This is a genomic window from Clostridium sp. (assembly GCF_051656525.1).
Classification (GTDB): Bacteria; Bacillota; Clostridia; order Clostridiales; family Clostridiaceae; genus Clostridium.
Genome location: NZ_JBOGCC010000128.1, coordinates 1 through 13,596, shown reverse-complemented (window position 1 = coordinate 13,596; position 13,596 = coordinate 1). Strand labels below are relative to the sequence as shown.

Annotated in this window: 16 protein-coding genes; 10 read left to right on the top strand and 6 right to left on the bottom strand. The window is 30.9% G+C overall.

Features of this window, described 5'->3' with window-relative positions; translation table 11 throughout:
- The 10 genes from ACRDDY_RS06260 to ACRDDY_RS06215 all read left to right on the top strand — a co-directional run.
- Positions 1–3,975 (top strand): BspA family leucine-rich repeat surface protein (locus tag ACRDDY_RS06260; RefSeq protein ID WP_438564115.1); only part of this gene is annotated, 3,975 nt, incomplete at its 5' end.
- 57 nt (positions 3,976–4,032) lie between these two features.
- A complete protein-coding gene (locus ACRDDY_RS06255; RefSeq protein WP_438564114.1) occupies positions 4,033–5,223 on the top strand; it encodes a hypothetical protein in 1,191 nt (396 codons plus the stop codon).
- 18 nt (positions 5,224–5,241) lie between these two features.
- Entirely contained in the window at positions 5,242–5,970 is a 729-nt protein-coding gene (locus ACRDDY_RS06250) for an N-acetylmuramoyl-L-alanine amidase (protein WP_438564113.1), read from the top strand.
- A gap of 24 nt (positions 5,971–5,994) precedes the next feature.
- The gene (locus ACRDDY_RS06245; RefSeq protein ID WP_438564112.1) at positions 5,995–6,279 is read left to right on the top strand and encodes a hypothetical protein; all 285 of its coding nucleotides are present in this window, start codon (positions 5,995–5,997) and stop codon (positions 6,277–6,279) included.
- A gap of 17 nt (positions 6,280–6,296) precedes the next feature.
- Complete coding sequence (locus ACRDDY_RS06240) at positions 6,297–6,467, top strand: hypothetical protein (RefSeq protein WP_438564111.1); 171 nt, start codon at positions 6,297–6,299, stop codon at positions 6,465–6,467.
- A gap of 12 nt (positions 6,468–6,479) precedes the next feature.
- Positions 6,480–9,338: a hypothetical protein gene (locus tag ACRDDY_RS06235; RefSeq protein ID WP_438564110.1), complete on the top strand. Its 2,859-nt coding sequence runs from the start codon at positions 6,480–6,482 to the stop codon at positions 9,336–9,338.
- A gap of 91 nt (positions 9,339–9,429) precedes the next feature.
- The gene (locus ACRDDY_RS06230; RefSeq protein WP_438564109.1) at positions 9,430–9,645 is read left to right on the top strand and encodes a hypothetical protein; all 216 of its coding nucleotides are present in this window, start codon (positions 9,430–9,432) and stop codon (positions 9,643–9,645) included.
- Between the two features lie 94 nt (positions 9,646–9,739).
- A complete protein-coding gene (locus ACRDDY_RS06225) occupies positions 9,740–10,723 on the top strand; it encodes a tyrosine-type recombinase/integrase (protein WP_438564108.1) in 984 nt (327 codons plus the stop codon).
- A gap of 35 nt (positions 10,724–10,758) precedes the next feature.
- Positions 10,759–11,145 carry a hypothetical protein gene (locus tag ACRDDY_RS06220; RefSeq protein WP_438564107.1) on the top strand — a complete coding sequence of 129 codons (387 nt, stop codon included), beginning with the start codon at positions 10,759–10,761 and terminating at the stop codon, positions 11,143–11,145.
- Between the two features lie 19 nt (positions 11,146–11,164).
- Complete coding sequence (locus tag ACRDDY_RS06215) at positions 11,165–11,590, top strand: phage holin family protein (protein WP_438564106.1); 426 nt, start codon at positions 11,165–11,167, stop codon at positions 11,588–11,590.
- A gap of 50 nt (positions 11,591–11,640) precedes the next feature.
- Here the strand turns inward: ACRDDY_RS06215 and ACRDDY_RS06210 are convergent, their stop codons facing one another.
- The 6 genes from ACRDDY_RS06210 to ACRDDY_RS06185 all read right to left on the bottom strand — a co-directional run bounded on the left by ACRDDY_RS06210 (position 11,641) and on the right by ACRDDY_RS06185 (position 13,555).
- On the bottom strand, positions 11,641–12,234 hold the full coding sequence (locus ACRDDY_RS06210) for a hypothetical protein (RefSeq protein ID WP_438564105.1): 594 nt from the start codon (positions 12,232–12,234) through the stop codon (positions 11,641–11,643).
- 238 nt (positions 12,235–12,472) lie between these two features.
- Positions 12,473–12,733, bottom strand: coding sequence for a hypothetical protein (locus ACRDDY_RS06205; protein ID WP_438564104.1), 261 nt, complete (start codon positions 12,731–12,733; stop codon positions 12,473–12,475).
- 15 nt (positions 12,734–12,748) lie between these two features.
- On the bottom strand, positions 12,749–13,027 hold the full coding sequence (locus tag ACRDDY_RS06200; RefSeq protein WP_438564103.1) for a hypothetical protein: 279 nt from the start codon (positions 13,025–13,027) through the stop codon (positions 12,749–12,751).
- A gap of 11 nt (positions 13,028–13,038) precedes the next feature.
- Positions 13,039–13,248 (bottom strand): hypothetical protein, encoded by a 210-nt coding sequence (locus ACRDDY_RS06195; RefSeq protein WP_438564102.1) that lies wholly within the window; start codon positions 13,246–13,248, stop codon positions 13,039–13,041.
- The gene (locus ACRDDY_RS06190; protein WP_438564101.1) at positions 13,211–13,363 is read right to left on the bottom strand and encodes a hypothetical protein; all 153 of its coding nucleotides are present in this window, start codon (positions 13,361–13,363) and stop codon (positions 13,211–13,213) included. Before ACRDDY_RS06190 ends, ACRDDY_RS06195 begins: the two co-directional genes overlap by 38 nt.
- 24 nt (positions 13,364–13,387) lie before the next feature.
- Entirely contained in the window at positions 13,388–13,555 is a 168-nt protein-coding gene (locus tag ACRDDY_RS06185; protein WP_438564100.1) for a hypothetical protein, read from the bottom strand.
- Between the last annotated feature and the right edge of the window lie 41 nt (positions 13,556–13,596).

Here is a 13,596-nt window from a genome sequence, read left to right as displayed (position 1 = left end):
CCTATTAAGGTTATTATAAATGGTAAGGATTGTGGGGTTTATACTTGGAATATAGATAGATATGCTCATAATAATTATGGACTTGTAACTTACAATGAGGATGGTACTATAAATAGACATAACTCAGCACTTCAATATGAGGTAGCTGTCAACTCTACTACTGGTGCAGGTGCATTTAACGATGATAGCTGGGACAGTGTTAAATATGAGTGGAAACATAGATATAATTATCGTGGTGAAGACGTTACTGTTAAAGAAGGTAATGATACTGTTCTTGCTCCTGGTAAGCATACTGAATTAGTTGATTTAATAAGCTGGGTTAAGAATTGTACTAATGATGAGTTCTTTGGTGATGTTAGTAAGCATTTTAGTTTACCTCATTTAATAGATTATTATTTAACTGCCTATGGTTTTGCTATGATAGATAACTTAGGTAAAAATATGGTACTTACTACTTTTGGTAGAAATGAGTCTGGACACATGATATGGTATCCTAGTTTCTATGATAGTGACTCAGTTTTAGGATTAGCGAACAATGGTGAGATAAGATATGATGCTGGTACAGATATGAGTAATGATGCATTCAATACTAAAAACTCTGCTTTATGGGTTAAATTAAAGGCTAATTTTGCTCAACAAATTAAAGATAGATATGTACAATTGAGACGTGAAAGAAATTTAGATGGTGAAATACATCCTCCTATTTTCTCTGCTGATAATGTTATGAAGTATCTTGATGATGAAGTTATGGCAAAGATTGGTCAAAAGGATTACAACTCTGATGCTGAAAGAAAGTATATAAATGAACAAGGTTCGACTTGGTTAATATCTTGTAATGGTACTAGAAAAGAGTTTACTAGAAGATGGTTAGAAGAGAGATTTAAATATTTAGATAGTGTATATGAATTCGGTGAATTTAATGCTAAGACTATGGTTCTTCGTACTCATGTTTTAGGTGAGGTTGAAGTTATGCTTAAAACTTATTCTCCTATGTGGGTTCGTATAAACTACACTTCTAGTAAGTCTGATAAGGTTTATGTTAGTAAAGATAGATTCTATACTTTTAGGGTTAATCTGGATAATGCTACTGAAAATGACTTCACTATTTATGGTGCTAGTAACCTTATGTATGTTAATGGGATTGAAGGTCTTAATGTATCTCACGTTAGTATTAGTGGTGCTGAAAAGTTGATTGAACTTGATGTTAGTAATTCAGAACATATTAAGGGATTAGCTTTAGGTCAGAATAAATATTTACAAAAAGTTGTTTGTAATGATTGTAGAAAGTTAGGTGAAGATGAGAAGGATAGAAGTATTGACCTATCTGGCTGCCAGAACTTAAAACACTTTGACTGTTCTAGTTCTAATGTTAATTATCCTACTAAAATTGAAACTGTTTTACTTCCTGCTAATGGTGGTGTTATTGAACTTCTTAATTTATCTAATACTAATCTTACTACTTTTACTATGGAAGGTCAAGAGTATTTAGAGGAGTTAGGCCTTGCTAGTTGTTCTCAATTAGATAATCTTACTGTTAGAAATTGTAATGGTTTAAAGAGAATACTTATGCCTAATACGAAGTTAAGCACTTGTACGATAGAAGGATGTGACAATGTCGATGAGATAGATTTATCTAATACTAAATATTTAACTAGTTTGAATTTACAAGGATGTCCTAATTTAACTAAGTTGAATATATCTGGCGTATTAAGTCCTAGTATAACTGATTTAGATTTAACTGCTTCCTTAAAGTTAGAAGACTTGAATATAAGTTCTACTGCTCATATTACTAATATCACTTTTGGCCAGTATAGAGATGAAGGTGGTAATCTTCAAAACTTTAATAGGTTAAAAAAATTTAATTGTGCTAATAGTGGTATTAAGTCTATTAGGTATGGTAAGACAAATGTGATTCCTGATTATATGGATTTAAATGGCTTAAGTTTAAGTTATATTACTTTTGAATCATGTCCGAGCATAACTGATATTAGGAATATTAATTTGGTTGCTAGTGGTTCGATGTCTCCTTTTAGGTCTTGCAAGAACTTAGTTAACTTACATGGGAATATTACTCTTAGAGATTCTATTACTTATGCTTTCTATATGTGTGAAAAGCTTAAAAATATTCATAATACTCTTAAATTAGATTTAACTAATGTTACTTCTAGTCAAGAGGCATTTATGTATTGTAGAGCTTTTACTTGGGATGAGGTTAAGTTTATATTATCTAAGATGAGTAGTAAATACACTGGTGGATGGAGAACATTCTCTGGTTGCACTGGTATAGGTGGTGATGTTCCTACAGGATTATTAAGTAAATGCACTGGTATAAAAGATATGCATGAGTTCTTTATGAATTGTAGTGGTATCAGTGGGCAATTACCTAATGATTTATTTAGTGGATGCACTACATTAAATTCTACTGAAGAACTGTTCTATGGAACTAATGTAAGTGGTCAAATACCAAATGATATGTTTAGGTCTCCTGGTGCTAGTTTAACTAATACTAGAGCTATGTTTAGTGGAACTAAGATAGACACTGTTCCTACTTCAAATTTATTTAAGTGGAATAGAAATATAAAGAATTGTGGTAACATGTTTGAGAATTGTAAAGAAATGGTTGGAGAAGTTCCAAGTGATTTATTTGATACTAGAGATTCATTAGAGAATGTGTCTCATTTCTTTAATGGATGTGTTGGTGTATATGGTGCTATACCTAGAAATTTATTTAAAAATACTACGACTTGGGGAGCTAGCAAAATTAAAAATGTTCATTATTTCTTTAGAGGTACTGGTGTGTATGGAGATATTCCTGCATATGTAAATGACAATTCTAGAGGAATATTTGATAATTTACCTTTACTTGAAAATGCTTCTTATTTCTTCCCTGTTGGAGTAACTGGTGAAATACCTCCCAATTTATTTAAGTATAATACTAGGCTTACTAATGTTAGTGGATTATTATCTGACTGTGCTGATGTTAGTGGAACTATACCTTCTACTTTATTTGTTACTACTCCTAACTTGCAAATGGCAGATAGGTTATTTAAAAACTGTGGAAATATTGATTCAGATATTCCTAAAGGTATATTTGATAATTGTACTCAACTTACTGATGTTGCTGAGATGTTTATGAATGTAACTGGTCTTAAGGGGCAGATACCTGAAAGGATTTCTGATTGGATACAAGTTCCTAGTGAAGAAGATCCTGATATTATGGTTGATGTTGAGGTTGTTCATGAGCATGGATTATTTGATAACTGTACTGTGTTGGCTAAGGTGAATGGATTATTTAGCGGATGCTATAATTTAAGATCTACTATACCTTCTACTTTATTTATTGCTGGTGGAAATATTGTAGATATGTCTAATATATTTAATAATTGTTGGAGATTATATGGTCAAATACCTGAAGAGTTATTTGCTAAATGTAGAAAGGTTATTAGTTTAAATGGTGCATTTACTGACTGTAGAAGTTTAGGTAAAAGTGAATTAGAGGTTACTGAGGAAGACCCTTGGGCTATATCTCCTAAATTATTTGCTAACTGTAGAGAGTTGACTACTATTACTAATGCTTTTAGTATGTGGGGACAAACAGTTGGAATTAGTGGAAATACTTTAAGAGGTAGCTTGCCTTATAATTTATTTAGAAATAATCCTAAGCTTAAAGATATTAATACTATATTTGGTGGATGTTCTTTAATAACTGGTGAGTTACATGGTGATTTCTTCTTAGGTAATAAGGAGATTTCTAATTGTCAAAGTGCTTTCTATGGTACTCAGTTTACTTCTGTTGGCGCTAATTTACTTAAAGGTAATACTAAAATTAAGAATATTAAATCTATGTTAAGAGGAAATAACAAGGTTACTGGTAATGCTCCTAAGTTATGGGAGACTCCTGCTACTGAAACTATTGAATGTTTCTTAGGGTGTACTTTTGCTGACCAAGATACTATACCTCCAACATATAAATAGTTTGTTAAGGGACTGGTTTATTCTAGTCCCTATTTTATTATAAAGGAGGAATTTTGTGTGAGTAATTTTGTAGAAAATACTATTAATGGTTTTGTTCATAGTATTAAGATTTTTGGATACACTCAAAGAAATTGCGGTGGTATTTTTAAAAGTGTTGGGGAGTTATTGGTTGATTCTAATAATAAACCTGTGCTTAATGAGTTTGGTGAAATGCAATATAGGGTTGTTATATGCTCTTACAATTCTGATAAGAGTGATAGACATGACATAGAAATATATCTTCCTTGTCAACTAGAGAGTTATGGAGATGTTAAGGATACTCTTTATTGGGATGATGATAGAAAAGAATATTGTGTGTTAAAGAGAGTAGGCTATGTCGAAGGCATAGGTACTATTGTTTATGTTGATGAGAAGATAATTAGGACTAGGATTACTAATAAGAGTTTTGCTGTTCTTAGAACTTTTGAAGGTGGCACTTATCTAGATTTTGAAGGTGATGTTAAGGGAACTATTGAATGTGTTGTTCCTACTACTATTGAAGAGTCAAATACTGCTATGGTTGAGCAAATGGAGAGTATTAGGGATGATATTGAAAGCTTTAATAATAAGATTCCTGAGATAAATCTACATTTATATAAACTTAAGGTTAGCACTTTTATTTTTGATGAGCTTATTGAGTTTGATACTTGGGCTAATGAGAATGAGAAGGCTAGGATTCAAAAGATGAAGGATATTGAAGCTGCTGCTAATTCTAAAATAGGTGAGCTTAATAGTACTAAAGATACTTTTACTAATCAATTAAATCAAAAGATAACTGAGGTTGATGTTAATTTATCTCAACACAATACTATTGTTGCAGAAAAAATAATTGATATACAGAATCAATTAGATGCTAAGACTTCTCAGAAGTTTACTGAGTTAGATAATAACCTTCATGGTATCTTAACTGATGTTAGTGATACTAAGACTAATCTTGATAAGACTATTGTTAAGTTTGAAAATGATGAGTCAGTTAGAAAATCTAATGAGACTACTAGACAATCTCAAGAAAATATAAGACAGCAAACTCTTACTAATATGAATGATAAGATTAGTGAGGTAGATAGAGTTATTGCAAGTGGTACTGTTGATTTAGAGGTTAAACAAGCTAGAATTGGTCAAGATGGTACAGTTTATGTAAACTTAAATGATAGGTTAAATGCTATGGAGAATAACCCATATGTTCTGTTTGAAACAGTAGAGGGTTAAATATAAGGAGGTTATATAATGATAATAAATTCTAGTGCAGGACACGGTAAACAAGACAGCAAATCTTGCGGTGCTTATACAAATTTACTTAAAGAAAGTGTTGAGAATAGAGATATTAATAAAGATTTTATAGGCGTTATGAAACAAGAAGGACATACTGTTTATGATTGTACTGTTGATTATCCTGCTTCTCAATCAGATTGTATTAATCAGATTGTTAAGAAGTGTAATAGTCATAAAGTTGATTTAGACATATCTATACATTTTAACTCAGCTAGAAAAGATTTAGTTGGTGATGGCAAGATAGGTGGAGTTGAATGTATTTGTTATGATGACAAAGGAACTTCTAAGGCTTATGCAGATAGGATATGTAAGGAATTAAACAAGTTAGGATTTACTAATAGAGGTGTTAAGTATAATAAGAATTTAGGATACTTAGCTAGTACTAATGCTCAGGCCATTATAGTTGAGGTTTGCTTTGTTGATGACAAGGATGATGTTGAATTATACAAGAAGGTTAAGTCTAAGATAGGTAGGGCTATTGCTCAAGGTGTTTTAAATAAGACTATAACAGAACCTTCTAAACCTTCTAATAGCAATACAATAAAGATACAAGTTGACGGGAAAGTTTACAATATGGATGGTGTTCTTATAGATGGTAACAATTATCTTAAAGTTAGAGAGTTAGAGAAAGCAGGATATAAAATAGGTTTTGTTGGAAGCATGGCTACTATAGATAAACCTTAATACTTAATACAAAGGAGTGATTATATGAGAATTAAAAAATCTGTTGGTGGGAATATTGTTACTGCTAAATTAAATGAAGAGCTTATAACTACTAAGTCTTGTAATCTACCTGATAGGGTAAATACGATTGCTATTAGTGGGTTCTTTGTTAAGAATGAAGATATTAAAGATATTTATGTGTCTATAAATGGTGGCTCTAAGCTGCTGTTAAAACAAGGTGAATTATTTGCCACAGGAGATTATACCGATGTCATTAGCTGTATTGTTATGACTGATGAAAGTATAGTTAGATGGGGCGGATTAAGATAAGAGAGGAGTGATATTTTATGTTAGTATTACCTAACAATGGAAACAGTGGAGATGGTAGTTCATGCGATGTTAACAAGAATTATGTTGACTCACAACTTTTGAAGAAACTTGATATCACTGTGTTTGACAATAAGATGGAAGAATTAGAAAAAGAGAACGGTGTCATTTTTGAGACTGTGGAAGGGTAGGGTGATATATTAATGTTAACAATAAATAATACTTTAGATGGATATTTAAAGAACGTAGAAATAAAAGGTAATACGGTCCAAGATACTAATAATCTAGCAGATATAAAATCTGTAGGTGATAAAATAGAAGGTCAAGATTTATATGAAATACCTCTTTTATCTGTTGGGAAGAATTTATTAAAGTTCCCTTACAACCAACATGAGGTAACAAATAATGGTCTTACATATAAAGTTTTAGATGGCGGTAGCATAGTTATAAATGGGACTTCTACAGGTACTAGTGATTTAATCATTAAAGTTGAATCGGATAACTTTATATTAAGTAATGGCTCATATGTGTTTAATATTGAGAATGCAAGAAATTCTTTCTTATTATTTGAGAGAGATGATTGCGGATATAAGTATGGGAATAATATAAAATTTGATGTAACAAATAGAACTTCTCCATTTAAGTATATTAGATTAAGGACTAACTCTGGCATTACTTATTCTAATGTGATAATGAAGATAATGTTAGAAGAAGGAACACAAGCGACACCATACGAACCATACAAAGAAGATAAATTAACTATTTTATCACCTTGTCAATTAGAAAAAGTTGGTGATGTAGCGGACATGCTTGTTGAGATAGATGGAGTTTGGGGAATAAAGAAAAATATAGTTGAGAGAATTAATTCTGATTCAGTATATTGGGGATTAAATCCTGCTCAAGATGGAGCGACTACTATTTTTGCACAATCGGCTCAAGTTCCAACTGATGTAAAAGCGAGGGATGTATTATCTCCGAATTTTATTTGCCCTACGTCTGTTTATACTATTTCAGAAGATGAAGGGTTAGGATTTAATTCTGCTTTTACAAATGTCCAAGTTAGAATAAAAAAAGATAAGCTTACAGAATTGAGTGCAAATGGTGTAAAGGCATATATGCTAGGTAAAAAATTCAAATATGCAACTACTACACCACAATTTATACCACTACCGCACTCGCAACAAGTTAAACTTCGTACATTCGCACCTAAAACTAACATTTTAAGTCTATGTGAGATACCACCTACAATCAAGGGTGATGTTGCTAAAAGTCTAGGTGGAGTTGTAAACGTACATACACAAGAGATAGATAATATACATCAAGAACTTGAGAGAGTTAAGAAGTTAGAGGAGTCTACTATAAGTATTGTTAAGAATGAGGGTAAAGACTTTGTAAGTGTAGAAGCAACTAACGGTGGGTATTTTGAGGATGTTGTGTTGAGTGGTAAGACGTTGGTTAGTTTAGATGGAGCAACTCAATTAGTAAATACTGATATACATAAACGTTGTTCTCGAAATGTATCTATTGCTACAATAGTGAATAATTCAAATAAAAAGATTTATTTAGATTTGAATAATTTAGATGGGACATATAAAACATCTATAACTGTTAATGCGAATACACCATATTTATATAAATCAAATAATGATGTTATAAAATTGTTAAATGGACATAGTAATTATGGTTGGCTAACGAATGAAGTTGATTATTTTAAAACAAATTGTTTTATTCTAGAAGGCGACCACACACAAGCACCACCTTCATACTTCGAAGGACTAGCATCTGTAGGAGAAGGAACTGATGAAATAGTAGTTTCAACCACTTGGGGAGAAGGTAATCTATGGAAAGATAGTAATATACACTTTGGAGATTTAGACAGTACTACTGGTGAAATAAAAAACAATGCTCCTGGTGTTTTGTTATCTAAGGATTTAATTCGTATAACAAGTGATGTTTTATTTTCAAGAGTTGATGATGGTAGCACAATTATATCTACACCTACATTCTTCTGTTTCAATAAGGATAAAAAAATGATAGGTACTCGTGAGGAAGGACACACTTTACCTAGTGGTACTCAATATATTAGAGTTAGATTTAGTAAGACTGGCTTTGTTGAATTTAATAAATCAGAGGTTAAAGTATATTTAGGCAATAAACCATTTTCAAGTTACATACCACATAAGACCGATGAAAAACGTCTTTCAAGGTATAACCCAACTACTCAAACATGGGAAAAACCTATATTGCGTGAATGGGATATAGTAGAGAAGAGAGATGGTAAGTATTGGAATAGAGAGAGAAGTGTGGAAGTCGTTTTAGATGGTAGTGAGAATTGGAATACTGGTACTGAACAAGCTAATACTATAAGGTATCAACTTCCGTTAAATTCTATAAAGACCAATTCAATTATAATATGCGATAAGTTTAATCAAATAGTTGGTGGGACTGATACGGAAGGTATTTCAAATCATAGCACTAATAATGTTATACAAGTTACTCTTAACAAGGATAAAGGCAATATAAAAACTTGGTTACAATCTAATAATCTTACAGTTATATTCCAAGCCAAAGAAGAAAAAGTCTACGAATGTACTAACATAGACCTAATAACATATCCAAATACAACACATCTAACAGTTAAAAGTGGTGTTTTAGTACCTAACATAACTGCAAAGTATCATGGAACTATTAGTAATATAGTTAACTTACTTCAAAAGAAAGTTAGTTTATTAGAAACTAATATGTCTAACTACATGATTAAGCAAAATAGAATACAGTTACACACTACATATGGATCTGATAGAGTTACATTTAAAGTAGATACTGTTACTATGTCTGATTCTAACAAGTCTAAAGAAGAGATAGATTATGATTTATTTGACCTAATGATGAGTAATATAATTGTTGGAGTTGATAACTACAATAGATTAGAGGTTGAATCAATGATGGATTTCTATGTTTCTATAGGTAAAATAGATTATGATATGTGGGATGAACTATGGGTAGCTATGGAACTACAACATAACCCACCTGTTGAAGAAGTTGTTCCTGAAGTATTATAAGTTAACACTTAATTAACACTAGCCATGATAAGGGGCTTATAATACCTTATCAAACTATATAGTCTTATGGACTTAAAACTAGGAGAATTATATGATAACTCACGAAAGTCAATTAAAAAGTCAATGTGCAATAGACAAGAATGCAATAATAAACAAAGGTTTAACTTATTACACACCTGATGTACAAATAGCAGATATAGAGTTCTTCAGAAAAAGAAAAAGAATGACTAATGAAGAAGCAGATTTCTTATTAGATAAGATAGAAAAGCAGATACAAGATAGAGATAATGCAATATTAGGTAAGTAGCTTAGTAAGTAACATACATATGAATTGACAATAAATAGTAGGAGAGTTTATTATGACTCTCCTTTTTAAATTTAATTAGGAGAGTGGTAATAATATGGCAGAAAAGAAGCATGTATATAATAGTTTTTATACACCTGAAAAATGGAATCAGGTTAACAAATACAATAAGAGGCTAATGGATGATTACCTTTTAGAGATAAAGAGTAGAGGTTTAAAACAGTCTACTCAAGAACAATATTTTAATGATCTTAGAATAGTTTGTATTTATGTACTTGATGAACTAGATAATAAGGCGTTTCATCAATTAAAAAAGAAAGACTTTAGAAATTTAGTATTATTCTTTAAGGAAAAAGATATGTCTAATGCTAGAACAAATAGATTAATGAGTGCTGTAAGAAGCATGCTTACATTTGCGGAAGATGATGACGACTGGAACGAGATAGAGGTTAATCAATGTTCAAAAGTCAAAGGGTTATCAAAAGAAGAGACTAGAGAAATCGTGTTTTTGACAGATTCTGAGATAATGTATATATACAACACTCTTATAGAAAAAGAGAATTATCAACAAGCTACTTTATGCGCAATATTATACGAATCATTAGGTAGAAGGGGTGAAATAGCCCAAATCAAATATGACGATATTTCAGAAGATAGAGTTTTATGTAATACGATGGTTGTTGCTAAAAGAGGAAAGAAGTACCGCCCAATTTATAACGATTTAACAAAAAAGGCTTATAAACTATACAGAGAACAACGTGGTGAAGATGGTATAGAGTCTATGTGGATAAACAGAAATAAGGTGGCAGCAGACAAGGACACACTATATGATTGGGTAGTTTCATGGAGGCCTCTAGTTCAAGAATTTAGTGGTGAGTATAAACCTCACAATGTCCATTCATGGAGACATTCAGGGGCAACTAATTATGAAGATGGGTCACATCAATTCTGCAAGAAAATAGGTAGAGCTTTAACTCTTACAGAAATTCAGAAAATTATGAATCACTCGGATATTTCGACAACTCAATCCTATTTAAAATGTAGAGATGAGGAAGTTCTTGTAGATTTATTCAGTTGCTAACAAATAAATTAATAAAAAATAGGAGGAAATGTTTAATGAAAAGAAAAATTATGGTATTACAAAACTTCTCTATAAATGGAGAAAGATTTTGTAAAGGAAGTATAGCTGATATGAATGTAGATTTAATAGATAAATATAAAAAAGATGGTCTTATAGAAGAGGTATCTGTTGCATTGGGGTTAGATACACCTATTGTTGACTTATCTAATTATGCTAAGAAAAGTCATTCTCATACTAGTTATACTACTGATGATGAATTAAAACAATATAAGAATGAAGTTCAAATAATGATAGATTCTCTTGTTGATAGAATATCTGAATTAGAAAAACAACTTGAGAAACACAACACTCTTTCAGATACTTTATCCACTGATAAGAATGTAAAGAAGTCTAGTGCTAAGTCTACTAAGACTAAGGCATAGTACCAGGGGGTAGAGATATATGCTAATTAATTTATTAGAAGAAAAGTGGACTTTAGTGTTCACAGCAGGGGGTACTCTTATGACATTTTTATTTGGGGCTTGGGACATGCCTTTACAAATATTATTAATGGCTGTCATTTTAGATTATTTTAGTGGTATGTTGAAGGCATTTTATTTAGGGGAAGTGTCTTCAAAAAAGGGATATAAAGGACTTGTTAAGAAAGTTGGTATATTCTTTGTTGTAATTGTTGCACAAATGGCGGACATGTTATTAGGGTTATTGGTATTCAGGTCTGCTATTTGTTTATTCTTCTCAGCAAATGAGATGATTTCTGTTTTAGAAAATGTTGGATCAATGGGTATTCCTATTCCAGCTTTTTTGAAAGATAAGTTAGCTCAAGTTAAATCCGAATCAGATGAGAAGGATATAGATAATATTGTTTAAATTAATGGGAGTAGGTGACTAATAATCATCTACTCCCTATTTTTTGTTTTCTAAGAGAATATTTTATCTAATATGTCGATAAAACTTTCTCCATCTACAAATTCAAATATATCTTCACTTTTAGTTTTCATTAATCTTTCTTTTATATCTTTCTTTTTATTCGCATTTTCTACTACTGCTTCAAAGAAGTCTTCCATTTCTAATATATGTTCTTCAGGAATATTTTTACGAATAAAGTTAGTTACTAGTTCATGAGCTGCATCTCCATTGCCTACAAATTTAATAAATGATGTTGCGCTCATTGTCATTACTTTATTGTTATTTTCTCTGACTAGTATAACTGGTATATGTTCCTTAAATGGTGTTACTATTACATCTAAGTCTATTACTTCTATTTTTCTATTATTTCTTTCTATTTCAGTTTTCATTACAGGACAATTCTCTATTGTTGCTATCTCCCAGTTATTATAGAACGTATTCATTATATCTGGTGTGTTTGTTATTTCTAAGTCTTTTGTATGTACTTCTATTGCAGACTTATCTTTATTCATAGCCCAGTATCCTAACCACCCTGGTAGTTTTACTGCGTATCCTTGTAGTAATAAGTCTTTTACTTCACAATATCTTAGGTCTTTAGTTTTCATTATGTTATCTCCTTGAGTTAATTATATTTTATATTTTACTATTGTATTCACTGTGTGTCAACTATAGCAATTATATTGGTAAAAATTGCTATACTATATATGTATATTATCTCTATATTTGTATATACTATTATCATACCATCTTTACCAGATGTAATAATTTATAACAACCAAAAGTTCATTTGTGGATATACTATTAAAAGAAATAGACCCTTGTTCACGGGGTCTATTCTTGTGCTTATATATATTCATTACATGTTTCACATCCACTACAAATACGCATTGCTGTCTTTATCTTATATTCTACACTTTGCTCATAATCTCTATTACATCCTAGTTCTCTAGCAGCTTCAAGTGTAGAAGGGGGCATATAGCAAGAACACTTAGTATTTGTTAATAAACATACACTCCATGCTTCTTTTATATCAAACTGATACTTCCTATGTTTACATCCTCTTATTGTTGTAACATTCTTTCTATTTCTATTATATGTTTTCATAATAAATCTCCTTTATTATTCACATTCTGTTACGAATATACTTGCTATTCTATTTAGCTTATCTCTATATTCTATTCCTTGAGACATACATACACTTTCTAAATCCTCTATGAATTTACCATAGTCGACTGTTTCACATAGAAAACAACCATGACTACTTACACTAAAATTCCAATGCAAATTACAATCTTCACATTTAGTACTATTGCCTTCAGTTCTCTTTTTATTAATACAATGCTCCGCCATTTCTACGAGTAGATCTAATTGCTTTATTACTAATTCTTTACCTTGCATAATAATTCTCCTTATATTTTTACTGTATAATAAATACATTTTCTTGCTGTCTTATCTAAGTTACCTACTTCTTTTTCTTTAACTTTGCAATAGTGAATATCTCTGTCTACCGAGTACATATCAAGTCCTAAATCTAATTTATATTCGTAAAACTTACAATATGAACATACTGGATTTGTATTTCTATAATCTTTTCTTGCATTTTCTAGTGTCCACGACATTGTATCTATCTCTCCAATCATATTCATCGAGTATAATTATTTCACACGTTTTTCCTGTTTCACTATCTACACTAATTAATTTAATTTCATATAGCTTTTCATGCTGATTGTTCATACAATCTCCTTTAAAAATGTTATTTTATTTCTTATCTTTAAAATTGCCACAACTGTTATATCTCATTGTGTCTTTTTTATTCAAATCACATTCCCCTATTAAATTAAATCCATCCCAGTACTCGCACTTATCGCAACTGTTATTCCCATAATTGAATTTGTATACATCTACCGTCTCGTGTTTATTCCTCATATTAAATCCTCCTAAGAAATTCTAATTTTAGTTCTTTAATT

What these genes read in the sequence shown, in the direction of transcription:
- ACRDDY_RS06250 (WP_438564113.1), top strand. Translation starts at nt 5,242, where the DNA reads ATGATAATAAATTCTAGTGCAGGACACGGTAAACAAGACAGCAAATCT.
- ACRDDY_RS06245 (WP_438564112.1), top strand. Translation starts at nt 5,995, where the DNA reads ATGAGAATTAAAAAATCTGTTGGTGGGAATATTGTTACTGCTAAATTA.
- ACRDDY_RS06240 (WP_438564111.1), top strand. Translation starts at nt 6,297, where the DNA reads ATGTTAGTATTACCTAACAATGGAAACAGTGGAGATGGTAGTTCATGC.
- ACRDDY_RS06235 (WP_438564110.1), top strand. Translation starts at nt 6,480, where the DNA reads ATGTTAACAATAAATAATACTTTAGATGGATATTTAAAGAACGTAGAA.
- ACRDDY_RS06230 (WP_438564109.1), top strand. Translation starts at nt 9,430, where the DNA reads ATGATAACTCACGAAAGTCAATTAAAAAGTCAATGTGCAATAGACAAG.
- ACRDDY_RS06225 (WP_438564108.1), top strand. Translation starts at nt 9,740, where the DNA reads ATGGCAGAAAAGAAGCATGTATATAATAGTTTTTATACACCTGAAAAA.
- ACRDDY_RS06220 (WP_438564107.1), top strand. Translation starts at nt 10,759, where the DNA reads ATGAAAAGAAAAATTATGGTATTACAAAACTTCTCTATAAATGGAGAA.
- ACRDDY_RS06215 (WP_438564106.1), top strand. Translation starts at nt 11,165, where the DNA reads ATGCTAATTAATTTATTAGAAGAAAAGTGGACTTTAGTGTTCACAGCA.
- ACRDDY_RS06210 (WP_438564105.1), bottom strand. Translation starts at nt 12,234, where the DNA reads ATGAAAACTAAAGACCTAAGATATTGTGAAGTAAAAGACTTATTACTA.
- ACRDDY_RS06205 (WP_438564104.1), bottom strand. Translation starts at nt 12,733, where the DNA reads ATGAAAACATATAATAGAAATAGAAAGAATGTTACAACAATAAGAGGA.
- ACRDDY_RS06200 (WP_438564103.1), bottom strand. Translation starts at nt 13,027, where the DNA reads ATGCAAGGTAAAGAATTAGTAATAAAGCAATTAGATCTACTCGTAGAA.
- ACRDDY_RS06195 (WP_438564102.1), bottom strand. Translation starts at nt 13,248, where the DNA reads ATGTCGTGGACACTAGAAAATGCAAGAAAAGATTATAGAAATACAAAT.
- ACRDDY_RS06190 (WP_438564101.1), bottom strand. Translation starts at nt 13,363, where the DNA reads ATGAACAATCAGCATGAAAAGCTATATGAAATTAAATTAATTAGTGTA.
- ACRDDY_RS06185 (WP_438564100.1), bottom strand. Translation starts at nt 13,555, where the DNA reads ATGAGGAATAAACACGAGACGGTAGATGTATACAAATTCAATTATGGG.